A 15,341-nucleotide genomic window follows, 5' to 3' on the forward strand; every position below is an offset into this window, starting at 1 on the left:
GCCCGCCGCCCCGGTATCGGGTGCCTCCGCTCGGGACACCCGAGCTTTTAGGAGGCCGGGGCCTTCTGCTGCTCCGCGGGCTCGGCCGGGGCCGCCGCGCGGGACTTCAGCGCGACCTCCTTGATGAACAGCGTCACGAAGAAGGCGAGCAGGGCGCACGGCGCCGCGTAGAGGAAGACGTCCGCCACACCGTGGCCGTACGCGCTCTCCACCACCGTCCGCAGCGGCGCGGGCATCCTGTCCAGGTCCGGGATGCCGCCGCCGCCACCGCCCTGGGCGAGGGACGCGCCCTTGGGGCCGAGGTCGGCCAGGCCGTCCTTGACGTAGTGGGTGACCCGGTTCGCCATCACGGCGCCCAGGGCGGAGACGCCGACCGCGCCGCCCAGCGAGCGGAAGAACGTCACCACGGACGAGGCCGAGCCGAGGTCGGCAGCCGAGACCTGGTTCTGCGTGCACAGCACCAGGTTCTGCATCATCATGCCGATGCCCAGGCCCATCAGCCCCATGTAGATCGCCAGCTGCCAGTACGCGGTGTCGTACCGCATCGTGCCGAGCAGCGCGAGCCCGGCCGTCACCAGCACACCACCGCTGACCAGCCATGCCTTCCAGCGCCCGGTCTTGGTGATGACCTGGCCGGAGACCGTGGAGGAGACGAACAGACCGGCGATCATCGGGATGGTCAGGACCCCGGACATGGTCGGGGACTCGCCGCGGGCCAGCTGGAAGTACTGGCTGAAGAAGACCGTGCCGGAGAACATCGCCACACCCACGAAGAGCGAGGCCAGCGACGCCAGGGTGATCGTCCGGTTGCGGAACAGCCGCAGCGGGATGATCGGCTCGGACGCCCTCGACTCCACGTACACGAAGACCGCGCCCAGCAGCACCGAGCCGCCGACCATCGCCGCCGTCTGCCAGGAGATCCAGTCGTACTTGTCGCCCGCGAACGTCACCCACACCAGCAGCAGCGATACCGAAGCGCTGATGAAGAGCGCGCCCGCCCAGTCGACCTTGACCTCGCGCCGGACCACCGGGAGCTTCAGCGTCTTCTGGAGCACGATGAGGGCGATGACCGCGAAGGGCACACCGACGTAGAAGCACCAGCGCCAGCCGAGCCACTCGGTGTCGGTGATCACGCCGCCGAGCAGCGGTCCGCCGACCGTCGCGACCGCGAACGTGGCACCGAGGTAACCGCTGTACCGGCCGCGCTCACGCGGCGCGATCATCGCGGCCATGATGATCTGGGCGAGCGCGGAGAGACCGCCGACGCCGATGCCCTGGACGACGCGGCAGGCGATCAGCATGCCCGCGTTCTGCGAGAGCCCGGCGACCACCGAACCGCTGACATAGATGACCAGGGCTATCTGGACCAGCAGCTTCTTGCTGAAGAGGTCGGAGAGCTTGCCCCACAGCGGGGTGGTCGCGGTCATCGCCAGGAGCGAGGCCGTGACGACCCAGGTGTACGCGGACTGGCCGCCGCCCAGGTCGCCGATGATCTGCGGCAGGGCGTTGGAGACGATCGTCGAGGACAGGATGGCGACGAACATGCCGAGCAGCAGCCCGGACAGCGCCTCCATGATCTGCCGGTGGGTCATCGGCGCGCCGCCGTCGGGCCCCTGGTGGGGGTGCCCGCCCAGGGCGGTGCTGCCGTCCCGCACACCGGCCGGTGTGGATGTAGCCATGAACTTCCTTCTCCTGTACGTCTGGTGGGCCGTTACGCCTGTTGCGCGGCGGGTGTACGGGTGAGCGGCGCGGGGTGGATCAAACGTTCCTCGCGGCAGTCGAAGCTCTCTCTGAGCCGCGCGAGCATGACGGTCAGCTGCCCGACCTCGTCGTCGGACCAGTCCCGCAGGGTCCGGGCGAACATGTCCGCGGTGCGCCGCCCGAGCTCGTCGAGCATGTCCCGGCCGGCCGGGGTGAGCCGCAGGATGCGGGAGCGCTTGTCCAGCGGGTCCGGATCGCGCTCGATCCAGCCGCGCGCGGCCACATGGGTGACATGGCGGCTGGTCACGGACATGTCCACGTCGAGCAGTTCGGCGAGCCTGCTGATGCGCATCTCGCCGTGGCGGCCGAGGAGGGTGAGCACGGCGGCGGAGCCGGCCGGGCACTCGGCCGGCAGGATCCGCCCGAGCCCGCGCCTGACGGCCCCGATGGCGCTGAGCTGTCGGGCGAGCTCCTCGTAGTGGCTCTGCGCGGCCATCGGCTCCTCCGGTCCGGACGACACTGCACGGGTGATCTTGTTGCTTAGGGCAACCATAGAGCTGGTTGGTTGCTGAAGGCAAGTGAATGGGGCGGGGGCCGGGCAAAGTAACCGCAAAGGGTTCGCATGTGGGAAGTCAATGCGCAGGTCAGGGCGGGGCCGGGGCCGGGCTGGGGCGAGGCGGGGGTGGCGGGGGTCGTTCTACGGGGGCGGGCGGCCGGTGTGCGGGCGCGGTGAGCGCGGGGTGTGCGTGCCCGCGTGCGCGGGGGCGGGGGTTGGGCGGAACCCGGGACTTCGCTAGGGTCCGGTGCATGGCACACAACACCCCGGGCCCCGAGGGCAACTACGACCCCGCGGGCAGCACGCAGATGTTCCGCGCCTTCGTCGACGAGGGCGCGCCGCAGGGCCGCCAGGCGGCCACCCCCGCCGCGACGCCGGCCGGTCCGCGCGTCGGCCTGATCGTGGGCGTCGTCCTCGTCCTCGCCGTCCTTGCGGGCGTCGCCTGGCTCGCGCTGGGCTGAGCACGCGTCGGCCGAGCCCGCTCTTCCGTTACTCCTTCGAGGCCCGTTCGGTCACCGCCAGTCGGCGGTCACCGAGCGGGTCTCGATGTGCATGCCCACCGGTACGCGCCAGGCGTCCACGCAGACCTTGTACGTACGTGAGGTCGCCGCGCCGGCGGGGACGGGGGCGAGGAGCTGGGTGGAGGTGAGGGTGGCCCAGTCGACCCCGAGCAGCCCGATGACGTGCGTGGCGAAGGTGAGCGTGCCCGAGGTCACGGGGGTGCCGCCGGTGTTGCGGAGGGGGACGGTGACGGATTCGCACCAGCGGGTGGGGGTGGGGGTTCGGGTGGGGGTGCCGAGGGTGAGGGTGGCGGGGGTGGGGGTTGGGGGGCTGCCCGTGCCGCCCGGGGTGCCGCCCGTGCCGCCGGAGGCTCCCCCGTCGCTGGTGCTGCTGCCGCCCGAGGTGCCGCCGGTGGCGCCGCCCGAGGTCCCGCTGGTTCCGGCAGTGCCGCCGCCACCGCCGGAAGTCCCGCCGGCCCTGCCGCTGCCGCCGGAGGTGCCGCCAGTTCCGCCGCCCGGGGCTCCGCCGGTTCCGGCACTGCTGCCCGACGCCGGGCCGCCTGTGTTGGCGCCGGGGCCGTTTCCTCCCGCACTGCCGCTGCTACCGGCGCCCGCTGTGCCGGCTGCGCCGTCTGTGGTGGCTCTGCCCGGGGTGGCCCCTGCGGGTGTACTGCCTCCGCCGCTGCGGGCGGTTGTGCCGCCGGGGGCGGCACGGGTGGGCGCGGCGGCACCCCCGTCCCGCCGGGCCGCGTCCCCCGCCCCGCCCGCCCCGTCCAGCGGAACCAGCTCCACCTTGCCGTGGGGCGGAACAGCTCCGCTCGCGGTGGCGTCCGGGCCCGAACCGGCCGCGTCCACGGCCACATAGGGCTTCCCGCCCTCCCCGCCGCAGGCGGCCAGGGCGCCCCCCAGGGCGAGGGTGGCCGCCGCCGATACACCGATCAACGCAGCACGTCGCATCGCGCCAGTGTTGCTGACGGGCCGTCACTTGTGAACCCCGGAACGGGGCTGGGGCCAGGGAGGGGGCGCGCCCAGCGCTGAAAGGGTGCCGCCGCGCCCACCCGTGCCGCCCTGGCGGCACGATTGCCCGCAGCGGGGGGGGGAGAGGAGGAGGGCGCGGGAGGCGAGGGGGCCCGCGCCGCGGAAAGGTTTCCGCGCGAGCGGCCCCGGGCAACCGGGAGACCTGGGCTGCGGACGGGCCTCCGCACAAGCGGCCCCAGGCAACCGTGGAGTTCGGGCAACCGGGAGGTTCGGGTAACCGGGAGGTTCGGGCTGCGGACGGGCCTCCGCGCAAGCTGCCCCGGGCAGTCAGGAGGCCCGGGCAACCGGAGGCCCGGGCGCCTGGGACACCCAGGAGTTGGCCCGGCCCCGGGCGACCGAGTGGCCCGGGACCCCCAGGAGTCGCCCCCTAGTCCGCGATCAACCCCTCCCGCAGTTGCGCCAGCGTCCTCGTCAGGAGGCGGGAGACGTGCATCTGGGAGATGCCGACCTCCTCGCCGATCTGGGACTGGGTCATGTTCGCGAAGAAGCGGAGCATGATGATCTGGCGTTCGCGCGGGGGGAGTTTGGCCAGGAGCGGCTTGAGGGACTCGCGGTACTCCACGCCCTCGAGTGCCGCGTCCTCGTAGCCGAGGCGGTCCGCGAGGGAGCCCTCGCCGCCGTCGTCCTCGGGGGAGGGGGAGTCGAGCGAGGAGGCCGTGTACGCGTTGCCGACCGCGAGGCCGTCCACCACGTCCTCTTCCGAGACGCCGAGGACCGCCGCCAGCTCCGGCACCGTCGGGGAGCGGTCGAGCTTCTGGGCCAGCTCGTCGCTGGCCTTGGTCAGGGCCAGGCGCAGCTCCTGGAGGCGGCGCGGGACCCGTACCGACCACGAGGTGTCGCGGAAGAAGCGCTTGATCTCACCGACCACCGTCGGCATCGCGAAGGTCGGGAACTCCACGCCCCGCTCGCAGTCGAAGCGGTCGATCGCCTTGATCAGGCCGATCGTGCCGACCTGGACGATGTCCTCCATCGGCTCGTTGCGCGAGCGGAACCGGGCCGCCGCGTAGCGCACCAGGGGCAGGTTGAGCTCGATCAGGGTGTCGCGTACGTATGTACGCTCCGGGCTCTCCGCGCTGCCCAGCGCGGCCAGCCGCAGGAACAGGGAGCGGGACAGCGTGCGGGTGTCCAGCGGTTCGGGGGAGCCCGTCGTGCCCGCTGCCTCCCGCCGGGGGGCGGTGAGGGGGGCCGTGGGGCCCGCGGAGTCGAGCGCCTCGGGGGAGCCGGGCACGGCGCAGATGTCGATGATTTCCGAGCTCATCGGCACATCGGGCGCGGGCACGCTCTTCATGAGCGTCAGTACCTGCACCTTTGAGCTGCCCTGTTCTGCGGACATGCCACCCCCTTGAGGTCGCGGACGGTCGCGGTGGCCACGACCATCGGAGGAACGCAGCCTCCACCTGAATACCGGAGGCGGAGCTGCGGCAAACGCGGTTCCAGCAGAATGTCACATGTCGGCAACACGCTGTAGTGACATGTCGACAAGTGCGGGGCGGATACGCGCAGTTAGCAGGGGGTGTGCGGTTTTCACCCTCGGATTGTTCACCCAAAGGTGGATCACCCGATCCGGTTACGCCTCGATTCGATTTGCGGATCGCAACCGGGCGAAGCTCCTGGCCAGCAGCCTGGAGACGTGCATCTGGGACACCCCCAGCTCCTGGCTGATCTGGGACTGCGTCAGATTGCTGTAGTAGCGCAGCATCAGGATCCGCTGCTCGCGTTCGGGCAGCTGTACGAGGAGGTGGCGGACCAGGTCCCGGTGCTCCACGCCCGCCAGCGCCGGGTCCTCGTACCCCAAGCGGTCGAGCAGGCCCGGCAGGCCGTCGCCCTCCTGGGCCGCCTCCAGGGAAGTCGCGTGGTACGAGCGGCCGGCCTCGATGCAGGCGAGCACCTCGTCCTCGCCGATCTTCAGCCGGTCGGCGATCTCGGCGGTCGTGGGCGAGCGGCCGTGCAGGGTCGTCAGGTCCTCGGTGGCCCCGTTGACCTGCACCCACAGCTCGTGGAGGCGGCGCGGGACGTGGACGGTGCGGACGTTGTCGCGGAAGTACCGCTTGATCTCGCCCACCACCGTCGGCATGGCGAAGGTGGGGAACTGCACCCCGCGCTCCGGGTCGAAGCGGTCGATGGCGTTGATCAGACCGATCGTGCCGACCTGGACCACGTCCTCCATCGGCTCGTTGCGGGAGCGGAACCGCGCCGCCGCGTACCGCACCAGCGGCAGGTTCGCCTCGATCAGTGCCCCGCGCACCCGGTGGTGCTCCGGCGTGCCCGGCTCCAGGCCCTTGAGCTGCCCGAAGAGCACCTGGGTGAGCGCCCGGGTGTCCGCGCCCCGGGTGCTGGTGCGTACGGGGGCCCGGTGGCCCTCGGCGGCCTCGTGGGGCTCGTTCTGGGGCGGCACTTGAGGTGCGGTACTGGCCGGCACGGTCAACGCCACCCCTTTGAGGTCACTGCGTGGTCAAGGTCGCGGTCAACTTCGGTCGAACCATCGTCGACTCATCCGTCAAAAGCGGTCATAGCATCACAAGACATGTCCACTGTGTGCAAGCACCGTATAACCACGTGTTGGGGGCAAGTTGGGCATAAACCCCACCCGGCGCCCGTCCCGGGGCATGCGAAAGGCCCCGCGCCCGGTGGTGCGGGGCCCTGTCGCGCGACCGGTCAGAACGGGTAGTCGGCGATCACCCACGTGGCGAACTCGCGCCACTGCGCGGCCGCCGCCTGGTGGGCCGGGTGCTCCAGGTAGCGCTTCAGCGCCTCCGCGTCCTCGACCGCCGAGTTGATGGCGAAGTCGTACGCGATGGGCCGGTCGGTGATGTTCCAGGCGCACTCCCAGAACCGCAGCTCGGGGACGAGCCCGTCCAGTTCCTCGAACGCCTTCACGCCGGCGGCCACCCGCGCCTCGTCGCGGGCCACGCCCTCGTTGAGCTTGAAGAGGACCAGATGGCGGATCATGTGTGCTCCTTGCCGTACGTACGTGTCAGCGCCCGCGCCGATCGTACGAGGGTGCGGTGCGGCTCAGCGGACCAGTTCGGTCATGAACTCGCCGATGCCCTTGGCGGCGGACGAGATCCCCACGAACCCCGTCTGGACCATCCCCGCGGCCTCCACGGGCGAGGTGATGATCGTGTACAGGACGAAGACGACCGCGCAGTAGAGCAGCACCTTCTTCACGTCCACGTGCGTGCACCCTCCCCCGGATCCCCTGTGCTCCCCTGTGCGCTCGCGTGAGTCTAACCAACACCTGTTCCCCCGTCCCCACCTTGTTCGCACGGACCCGCACGGCCCACGGGCACCACGGCCCACGGGCGTCGCGGCCTCCTGGGGACGCAAGAAGGGCCCCGACGATGCCGGGGCCCTTCCAAGAGCGGTAGCGGAGGGATTTGAACCCTCGGTGACTTGCGCCACACTCGCTTTCGAGGCGAGCTCCTTCGGCCGCTCGGACACGCTACCGAGAGAGAGCTTAGCCCAAGGTGGGCCGTGGTTTGAAATCCGTGTGCGGCGACCGGGGTGAGACGTGGGTCACGGGCCTTCCGGAGCCCTGCCCGGGACCCGTCCGGGCCCGGCCGACGGCCCCTCAGCGCTCCCGGAAGAACGCCGTCAGCTGACGGGAGCACTCCTCTTCCAGGACGCCCTGGATCACCTCGGGGCGGTGGTTGAGGCGCCGGTCGCGCACCAGGTCCCAGAGGGACCCGGCCGCGCCCGCCTTCTCGTCGCGCGCCCCGTACACGACCCGTTCGACCCGGGACTGCACCAGCGCGCCCGCGCACATGACGCACGGCTCCAGGGTCACCACGAGCGTGCACCCGGTCAGCCGCCACGCGCCGGTCCTGTGGGCCGCCCGCCGCAGCGCGAGGATCTCCGCGTGCCCGGTGGGGTCGCCGGTGATCTCGCGCTCGTTGTGGGCGGTGGCGAGCACCTCGCCGGCCGCGGACAGCACGACGGCGCCGACCGGCACGTCACCGGCCAGCGCGGCCCGCCCGGCCTCCCCAAGGGCGGTGCGCATGGGCTCCGCCCAGGGGTCGCGTACGGGATCGTGCGCCCGGACCACTAGCGCACGGCCTCCAGCACCTCGGCCGCTCCGAGCACGTCGGCGATCTCCACCAGCGCGTCCGAGTCGAGCGTGAGCAGCTGGCCCTCGCTCACGCCGAGGTCGGCGAGGATCGCGGTGTCCCCGACCGGGCCCGCGGGCACCGGGTCGAGGGCCTCCACGGCTTCGTCGTCCGGGTCCTCCTGTTCTTCGAGGTCGCCGTCCTCCGTGCCGTCGAGGTCCAGCGCGTCCAGATCGGCGGCGCTGTCCTCGGCGGCCGGATCCCGGCCGAGCAGTTCGTCGGTGAGGAGGATCTCCCCGTACGAGGAACGGGCGGCGGCTGCGGCGTTGGAGACGTAGATGCGCGGGTCCTCCTCACCGTCCACCCGGACGACGCCGAACCAGACGTCCTCCTGCTCGATGAAGACGAGCACCGTGTCGTCGGCCCCGTCGGCCGTGGCCTCCCGGGCCAGGTCGGCGAGATCGGCGAGGGTCTCCACATCGTCGAGCTCCGTATCGCTCGCTTCCCACCCGTCTTCGGTGCGCGCGAGCAGTGCGGCGAAGTACACCGTGACTCTCCCACTGGTCATAGGCGTGCCGGTTGGGGGTCCCCCCGGCCGTGGCTTCCCTGGAATCGTTGCAGAAACAACGCCGTTGCGAGAGTTCTTCCGCGGTTGCGTTTCTCCCGGCGCTCCACTGGTCCGGTTCTCGGGTCACCAGCGGAAGGTTCGCATGCGCATGGCCTGGCGCATACGGGCCGCGCGGGCGCGGCGGGGCTGGACGCGGTCGCGCAGGGCCTTGGCCTCGTGCAGCTCGCGCAGGAACTGGGCGCGCCGGCGCCGCCGCTCGGCGTCGGTCTCGGGCCGCTCGCCGGCCTTTTCGTCCCTGTCGTGCTGCTTGTCCGTCATGAGTGGGCACCGCCCCGGGTGTGTCAGTCCCTCCCACCTTCCCCCGGGTGGGTGGTTTGATGCCAGCGCTCGCGGCGCGGGCGGGCCTTCGGCCCGGTTACTGTGGGGTTATGCGTCTCCACGTCGTCGACCACCCCCTGGTCGCCCACAAGCTCACCACCCTGCGCGACAAGCGCACCGACTCGCCGACCTTCCGGCGCCTCGCCGACGAGCTGGTCACCCTGCTCGCGTACGAGGCCACGCGCGACGTGCGCACCGAGCAGGTCGACATCGAGACCCCGGTGACCCCGACGACGGGCGTGAAGCTGTCGTATCCGCGCCCGCTGGTCGTCCCGATCCTGCGGGCGGGCCTCGGCATGCTGGACGGCATGGTGCGTCTGCTGCCGACCGCCGAGGTGGGCTTCCTCGGCATGATCCGCAACGAGGAGACCCTGGAGGCCTCCACGTACGCGACGCGCATGCCGGAGGACCTCTCGGGCCGCCAGGTGTACGTCCTGGACCCGATGCTGGCCACCGGCGGCACGCTGGTCGCCGCGATCAAGGAGCTCATCCGGCGCGGCGCGGACGACGTGACGGCGGTCGTCCTGCTGGCGGCGCCCGAGGGCGTCGAGGTCATGGAGCGGGAGCTGGCGGGGACGCCGGTGACGGTGGTGACGGCGTCGGTGGACGAGCGGCTCAACGAGCACGGCTACATCGTGCCGGGGCTGGGGGACGCGGGGGACCGCATGTACGGCACGGCCGACTAGCCGAACGAGATGTGCCCGGGGCGACCCGGGAGGCCCCCCGGGTTGTCCCGGGGGGCCTTCTGCTTGTACGCGCACGCCGTGGCGCCCGGCCACGGCGTGTCGCTCGACGTGGGAGCCCGCTCTAACACTTCGTGGGGGCCGGCAGCGGCTTGCCCAGGGCCGACAGGGCCGTCGCCGCCTGCGGGGCGGGGTCCAGCGCCTGGAAGGTGGAGCCCAGGATGAGGTCGACGTCCGGCGTCGTCCGCGCGTCCGTCTTCTGGGCCGCGCCCTTCAGCTGCGTGCCGAGGACGGAGAAGGCACCCCGGGTCGCCCCGGGCGCGCCCAGCAGTATCCCGTTCCCGGTGACCTTCTTGTCGTACTCGGCCGGTGCATTGCCCACCTTGCCGATGGCGAAGCCGCGCTTCTTCAGCTCGTCCGCCGTGTCCTTGGCCAGCCCGCCCCGTGGCGTCGCGTTGTAGACGTTCACGGTGATCTGGGCGGGTTTGGGCAGCGCGGCGGCCGCAGCGGGGGCGGCGGAGGGGGAGGGCGAGGGGGATGGACTGGGCGCGCAGTCGTGCTTCGCGCCCGCCGTCTTCTTCTTCGCGCTGTCCGACCCACCGAAGACGTCGATGAGCTGGACCGTCCCCCAGCCGATCAGCCCGAGGACCACGACGGCGGCGACGGCCGCGAGCAGAAGCCGGCCGCGTCGGCGGGGGCGACGCATCCGCGGGTACTTGTCGCCCGTGATGCGGTACTTTCCGCCCATGCCGGGGGGAGTGAGCATGCTCATGTGCGCAGCGTAGTGCGGCCCGGTGGCGATGCCTACTAAATGATCAATGGATAGCGCCCGTATGAGCGGTAAAGAGCCCGAAAGGATCAGTACGGCTCGGTCCGTACGAGGTGTCCGGGCCCTTGAGGGGTGTCCGGGCCGGGCCCGTCAGTCCATTTCCAGGACGCGCGCGTGCAGCACCTGGCGCTGCTGGAGCGCCGCCCGTACCGCCCGGTGCAGGCCGTCCTCCAGGTAGAGGTCGCCCTGCCACTTGACGACGTGCGCGAAGAGGTCGCCGTAGAACGTGGAGTCCTCCGCGAGGAGGGTCTCCAGGTCGAGCTGGCCCTTCGTGGTGACGAGCTGATCGAGCCGGACCGGGCGCGGCGCGACGTCCGCCCACTGCCGGGTGCTTTCCCGGCCGTGGTCGGGGTACGGCCGCCCGCTTCCGATGCGCTTGAAGATCACACGGAAAGCCTACCGGGCAAGCGGCTCCGGGCGCAGCCATGGTGCGTGAGTGCGATCCTTGGGCAAGTGCCGCATTCCCGACATTGGGGGCTCGCCATGACCGACAGCGACGACGCCGCCGCGGGCTCCGAAGCTCCCTCCGGCGCCGCCTCTCCGGGCGCTCCCTCTCCCGGCGCCGCCTCGCCGGGCTCCGCCCCGCCCCCTCCCGGTGACGCCTCCTCCGTCGCCCTGCCTCCCCCCGTCGCCGAGATCGCCACCGGGTACTCCTTCACCGGCCCCGCCCTGGAGCTCGGCGCCGCGCTCTGGGAGGGGCACTGCCACCCGGGCGCGCCGGTCCGTATCCCGCTCGCCGTGCTCAACCGGCACGGCCTGGTCGCCGGGGCCACCGGCACCGGCAAGACCAAGACGCTCCAGCTCATCACCGAGCAGCTGTCCGCCAACGGCGTGCCGGTCTTCCTCGCCGATGTGAAGGGCGATGTCTCCGGGATCTCCGCGCCCGGCCAGGACAACGAGAGGGTGCGCCGGCGGGCGGCGGAGGTGGGCCAGGAGTGGGAGGCGGCCGGCTTCCCCTGCGAGTTCTACGCGCTCGGCGGGATCGGCACCGGCGTCCCGGTGCGCGCCACCGTCACCGGCTTCGGGCCGGTGCTGCTGTCCAAGGTGCTCCAGCTCAACCAGACCCAGGAGCAGTCGCTCGGCCTGATCTTCCACTACGCCGACTCCAAGGGCCTCGAGCTGTACGACCTCAAGGACCTCAAGGCGGTCGCCGCCTTCCTCGTCTCCGACGCGGGCAAGCCGGAGCTGAAGGGGATCGGCGGGCTGTCGTCGGTGACCGCCGGGGTGATCCTGCGGGCGATCACGGCGTTCGAGCAGCAGGGCGCGAACCAGTTCTTCGGCGAGCCGGAGTTCGACGTGAGCGAGCTGCTGCGGCTCGCGCCGGACGGGCGGGGGCTGGTGTCCGTACTGGAGCTGCCGGCCGTCCAGGACAAGCCCCAGCTCTTCTCGACCTTCCTGATGTGGCTGCTGGCGGAGCTCTTCAACGGGCTGCCGGAGGTGGGGGACGTGGACCGGCCCAAGCTGGTCTTCTTCTTCGACGAGGCGCATCTGCTGTTCAGCGGGGCGTCGAAGGCGTTCCTGGAGTCGATCACCCAGACGGTGCGGCTGATCCGTTCCAAGGGGGTCGGGGTCTTCTTTGTGACGCAGACGCCGAAGGACGTGCCCTCCGATGTGCTGGCCCAGCTCGGCAACCGGGTGCAGCACGCGCTGCGGGCGTTCACTCCGGACGACGAGAAGGCGCTGCGGGCGACGGTACGGACGTTTCCGAAGTCGCCGTACGACCTGGAGGAGGTGCTCACCGGGCTCGGTACGGGCGAGGCGGTGATCACGGTCCTGAGCGAGAAGGGCGCGCCGACACCGGTGGCGGCCACGCGGTTGCGGGCGCCGGGGTCGCTGATGGGGCCGGTGCCGACGGAGGAGCTCGACCGGGTGGTGCGGGCTTCGCCGCTGTACGGGAGGTACGGGGAGGCGGTGGATCGGGAGTCGGCGTTCGAGAAGTTGGGGGCGGGGGCGGGGGCGCCGGAGGTGGTGCGGGGGAAGGGGGAGAAGGGGGAGAAGTCGGTGGCTGAGCAGGTGGTGGGGAGTGGGGTGTTTCGGTCGTTGGCGCGGTCTGTGGGGGCGCAGTTGGGGCGGGAGATCACGCGCTCGCTGTTCGGGACGCGGCGACGTCGCTGACCGGCGGGGATCCCCCACCCCGCCCCTTCCCCAAACCCTCCGGGGGCGGGGGACACCCCACACCCCAGCGGGACTGCGCCCCGACCCCGGCCCGTCACCTGCGGCCCGGCGGGGGGCCGGTCGCGCAGTTCCCCGCGCCCCTACCGGGCCCGGTCTTCGTCTGCGGACCGTGGTGGGCTGGTCGCGCAGTTCCCCGCGCCCCCAACACCCTGTTCGTCTGCGGACCGTGCTGGGTTGCTCGCGCAGTTCCCCGCGCCCCTAGGCAGTCAGGGGCGCGGGGAACTGCGTGCTCGGCCACAGACAACCCGCAGACGACCACCGGGCCCTGAAGGGGCGCGGGGAACGGCGCGAGCAACCGCCCACCGTCCCGCAGACGGCATCCGGGCCCGACAGGGGCGCGGGGAGCTGCGCGAGCAACCCATCACCCACCCGCAGACGAACCCCGGGCTCAAACCCCGCACCCGGGACGGGTGTTCGCGGTTCGGGGGGAAGTCACACGTTCGTATGACCTCGGCCGTCCCCCGGACTGACTGACCGCCCCCCGGGTAGTGCTGGCCCGACCAACTGGTGGCAGCAGAAGGGGAACCCGTGACGCAGCCGTTCGTTCTGCCGGACTTCTACATGCCGTATCCGGCCCGGCTCAACCCCCATCTGGAGGCCGCCCGCACCCACTCCCGCGCGTGGGCCCGTGAGCAGGGCATGCTGGAGGGATCCGGGGTCTGGGAGCAGAGCGACCTCGACGCCCACGACTACGCCCTGCTGTGCTCGTACACCCACCCCGACTGCGACGCCGAGGCCCTCTCCCTCGTCACCGACTGGTACGTATGGGTGTTCTTCTTCGACGACCACTTCCTGGAGGAGTTCAAGCGCACCCAGGACCTCAAGGGGGCGCGCGCGTATCTGGACCGGCTGCCGGCGTTCATGCCGATGGACCTCGCGGACGGCTTCCCCGAGCCCCGCAACCCGGTGGAGGCGGGCCTCGCCGACCTGTGGGCGCGGACCGTGCCGGGGATGTCCTACGGCTGGCGGGAACGGTTCGCCGAGTCCACCCGCAACCTCCTCGACGAGTCGATGTGGGAGCTCGTCAACATCGACGAAGGGCGGATCGCCAACCCCGTCGAGTACATCGAGATGCGCCGGAAAGTCGGCGGCGCCCCCTGGTCGGCGGGGATCGTCGAGTACGCGGCGAGCGCCGAACTCCCCGCCTCCGTGGCCTCCTCCCGCCCCCTGCGCGTGCTCACCGACGCGTTCGCGGACGGTGTCCATCTGCGCAACGACCTCTTCTCCTACCAGCGGGAGGTGGAGGACGAGGGCGAGCTGAGCAACGGCGTCCTCGTCCTGGAGACGTTCCTGGGGTGCACCACCCAGGAGGCCGCCGAGACCGTCAACGACCTGCTCACCTCCCGGCTCCAGCAGTTCGAGAACACCGCGATCACCGAGGTCCCGGCGCTCTGCCTGGACCAGGGGCTCGGCCCCGAGGAGTGCGCGCGGATCGCCGCGTACGTGAAGGGCCTCCAGGACTGGCAGTCCGGCGGCCACGAGTGGCACATGCGCTCCAGCCGGTACATGAACGAGGAGGCGCGCGGGCGCGGTCCGAGGGCCGACGGGGTGCTGGGCACCTCCGCGCTGGACATCAGGAACCTCTTCGGGCGCCCCGCGGCGGCCCGGCTGCGCAGCCACACCCATGCGCCGTTCCAGCGCGTCGGACCGTCCCTGCTCCCCGACTTCGACATCCCCTTCGCGCTGACGCTCAGCCCGCACTGGAAGGACGCCCAACGACGGTCCGTCGCCTGGGCGGCCCGGCACGGCTTGCTCGACGACATCTGGGACGAGCAGAAACTCCTCGGCTACGACTTCGCGCTCTGCTCGGCCGGCCTCGACCCCGACGCCACCCCCGAGGAGCTGGAACTGCACGCCGAGTGGCTGACCTGGGGGACGTACGGGGACGACTACTACCCGCTGCGGTACGGGCGTTCGGGCGACCTCGCCGGGGCGCGCCTGGCGCATGAGCGGCTGCTGCGGGTGATGGACCCGGTGGATCCGGCGGCCGGGGCGGCGGACGCGGTGACCCCGATGGAACGGTCGCTCGCCGATCTGTGGGAGCGCACGGCGCGCCCGATGTCGCCTCGGGGACGGCAGGGTTTCCGGAACGCGGTGGAGGCGATGCTGGAGAGCTGGCTGTGGGAGCTGCTGAACCAGCTCCAGCACCGGGTCCCCGACCCCGTCGACTACCTGGAGATGCGCCGGTTCACCTTCGGCTCCCACCTCACCGCCGCCCTGGGCAGGATGCGGCACGCCGACGCGCTGCCCGAGGCGCTGTTCCGGTCGAGCACGATGACGGCCCTGGAGAACGCCGTCATGGACTACGGGATGCTGATCAACGACTTCTTCTCGTACCAGAAGGAGATCGAGTTCGAGGGTGAGGTGCACAACCTGCTGCTGGTGACGCAGCGCTTCTTCGACTGCGACTACCCGGCGGCCGTACGCGTCGTCGACGACCTCGTGCGCTCCCGGCTGCGCCAGTTCCAGCACCTGAGGGAGCACGCGATCCCGCTGCTGTACGAGGAGTTCGCGCTCGACGCGGACGGCCGGGGGGCGCTGGAGGCGTACCTCGGGGAGTGGGAGGACTGGATCGCCGGGATCCTCCACTGGCACCGGGGCACGCGCCGCTACGGCGAGGAGGCGCTGCGGGGCGGGTCGCTGCCGAACACGGTCCCCTCGGCGCTCTCCGCCACCGGCCCCGGCACCGCCGCGCTCCGGCTGGCCCAGCGCGTGGCGCGGCCCTCCGCGGCTCCGGTGGCGGGGCCGCCGGGGGCGTGACCGACTCGGCCGTACGGGCCCATGACCACGGACCGGGGCCCTCGGCCGCGGGCAGCCATGTGGTGGTCGCCGACGAGACGCCGGCGAACGGGTACGGCGACCTGCCC

The 15,341-nt window shown here is 71.8% G+C and carries 16 protein-coding genes and 1 tRNA gene; 4 read left to right on the forward strand and 13 right to left on the reverse strand.

Going from position 1 to position 15,341, the window contains the following annotated elements; translation table 11 throughout:
• Positions 1 to 47: 47 nt before the first annotated feature.
• Complete coding sequence (locus ACZ4MU_RS03730; RefSeq protein ID WP_467870651.1) at positions 48 to 1,592, reverse strand: MDR family MFS transporter; 1,545 nt, start codon at positions 1,590 to 1,592, stop codon at positions 48 to 50.
• 119 nt (positions 1,593 to 1,711) lie between these two features.
• Positions 1,712 to 2,197, reverse strand: a complete 486-nt coding sequence (locus ACZ4MU_RS03735; protein ID WP_467870413.1) for a MarR family winged helix-turn-helix transcriptional regulator — start codon at positions 2,195 to 2,197, stop codon at positions 1,712 to 1,714.
• Between the two features lie 311 nt (positions 2,198 to 2,508).
• Between ACZ4MU_RS03735 and ACZ4MU_RS03740 the strand changes: the two genes are divergently transcribed.
• On the forward strand, positions 2,509 to 2,718 hold the full coding sequence (locus ACZ4MU_RS03740) for a hypothetical protein (RefSeq protein ID WP_358834851.1): 210 nt from the start codon (positions 2,509 to 2,511) through the stop codon (positions 2,716 to 2,718).
• 51 nt (positions 2,719 to 2,769) lie between these two features.
• Here the strand turns inward: ACZ4MU_RS03740 and ACZ4MU_RS03745 are convergent, their stop codons facing one another.
• The 9 genes from ACZ4MU_RS03745 to ACZ4MU_RS03785 form a co-directional block, all read right to left on the reverse strand.
• Positions 2,770 to 3,714, reverse strand: coding sequence for a hypothetical protein (locus tag ACZ4MU_RS03745; RefSeq protein ID WP_467870416.1), 945 nt, complete (start codon positions 3,712 to 3,714; stop codon positions 2,770 to 2,772).
• Positions 3,715 to 4,162: 448 nt separating this feature from the next.
• Positions 4,163 to 5,128: an RNA polymerase sigma factor SigF gene (locus ACZ4MU_RS03750; RefSeq protein WP_467870418.1), complete on the reverse strand. Its 966-nt coding sequence runs from the start codon at positions 5,126 to 5,128 to the stop codon at positions 4,163 to 4,165.
• Between the two features lie 234 nt (positions 5,129 to 5,362).
• Complete coding sequence (locus ACZ4MU_RS03755; RefSeq protein WP_467870420.1) at positions 5,363 to 6,214, reverse strand: RNA polymerase sigma factor SigF; 852 nt, start codon at positions 6,212 to 6,214, stop codon at positions 5,363 to 5,365.
• Positions 6,215 to 6,450: 236 nt separating this feature from the next.
• Entirely contained in the window at positions 6,451 to 6,744 is a 294-nt protein-coding gene (locus ACZ4MU_RS03760) for a Dabb family protein (RefSeq protein WP_467870423.1), read from the reverse strand.
• 63 nt (positions 6,745 to 6,807) lie between these two features.
• A complete protein-coding gene (locus tag ACZ4MU_RS03765) occupies positions 6,808 to 6,969 on the reverse strand; it encodes a hypothetical protein (protein ID WP_467870425.1) in 162 nt (53 codons plus the stop codon).
• A gap of 188 nt (positions 6,970 to 7,157) precedes the next feature.
• Positions 7,158 to 7,242 (reverse strand) — tRNA-Ser (locus ACZ4MU_RS03770).
• Positions 7,243 to 7,366: 124 nt separating this feature from the next.
• Positions 7,367 to 7,795, reverse strand: a complete 429-nt coding sequence (gene tadA, locus ACZ4MU_RS03775; RefSeq protein WP_467870428.1) for a tRNA adenosine(34) deaminase TadA — start codon at positions 7,793 to 7,795, stop codon at positions 7,367 to 7,369.
• A 44-nt stretch (positions 7,796 to 7,839) separates the two neighbouring features.
• Positions 7,840 to 8,409 (reverse strand): tRNA adenosine deaminase-associated protein, encoded by a 570-nt coding sequence (locus ACZ4MU_RS03780; protein ID WP_467870430.1) that lies wholly within the window; start codon positions 8,407 to 8,409, stop codon positions 7,840 to 7,842.
• 123 nt (positions 8,410 to 8,532) lie between these two features.
• Positions 8,533 to 8,727, reverse strand: a complete 195-nt coding sequence (locus ACZ4MU_RS03785; protein ID WP_467870432.1) for a hypothetical protein — start codon at positions 8,725 to 8,727, stop codon at positions 8,533 to 8,535.
• A 110-nt stretch (positions 8,728 to 8,837) separates the two neighbouring features.
• On the opposite strand from ACZ4MU_RS03785, the gene upp reads away from it, so the two are divergent.
• A complete protein-coding gene (gene upp, locus ACZ4MU_RS03790; protein WP_358836658.1) occupies positions 8,838 to 9,473 on the forward strand; it encodes a uracil phosphoribosyltransferase in 636 nt (211 codons plus the stop codon).
• A 121-nt stretch (positions 9,474 to 9,594) separates the two neighbouring features.
• Here upp and ACZ4MU_RS03795 read toward each other — a convergent pair whose 3' ends face one another.
• Positions 9,595 to 10,242 (reverse strand): LytR C-terminal domain-containing protein, encoded by a 648-nt coding sequence (locus ACZ4MU_RS03795; protein ID WP_467870435.1) that lies wholly within the window; start codon positions 10,240 to 10,242, stop codon positions 9,595 to 9,597.
• A gap of 147 nt (positions 10,243 to 10,389) precedes the next feature.
• Positions 10,390 to 10,686, reverse strand: coding sequence for a type II toxin-antitoxin system VapB family antitoxin (locus ACZ4MU_RS03800; RefSeq protein ID WP_053725882.1), 297 nt, complete (start codon positions 10,684 to 10,686; stop codon positions 10,390 to 10,392).
• A 96-nt stretch (positions 10,687 to 10,782) separates the two neighbouring features.
• Here ACZ4MU_RS03800 and ACZ4MU_RS03805 point away from each other — a divergent pair, with 96 nt between their 5' ends.
• Both ACZ4MU_RS03805 and ACZ4MU_RS03810 read left to right on the forward strand, forming a co-directional pair.
• Positions 10,783 to 12,414: a helicase HerA-like domain-containing protein gene (locus ACZ4MU_RS03805; RefSeq protein ID WP_467870437.1), complete on the forward strand. Its 1,632-nt coding sequence runs from the start codon at positions 10,783 to 10,785 to the stop codon at positions 12,412 to 12,414.
• Between the two features lie 588 nt (positions 12,415 to 13,002).
• Complete coding sequence (locus tag ACZ4MU_RS03810; protein ID WP_467870439.1) at positions 13,003 to 15,234, forward strand: terpene synthase family protein; 2,232 nt, start codon at positions 13,003 to 13,005, stop codon at positions 15,232 to 15,234.
• Positions 15,235 to 15,341 lie beyond the last annotated feature (107 nt).

It is taken from the genome of Streptomyces sp. NPDC026377 (assembly GCF_055567715.1).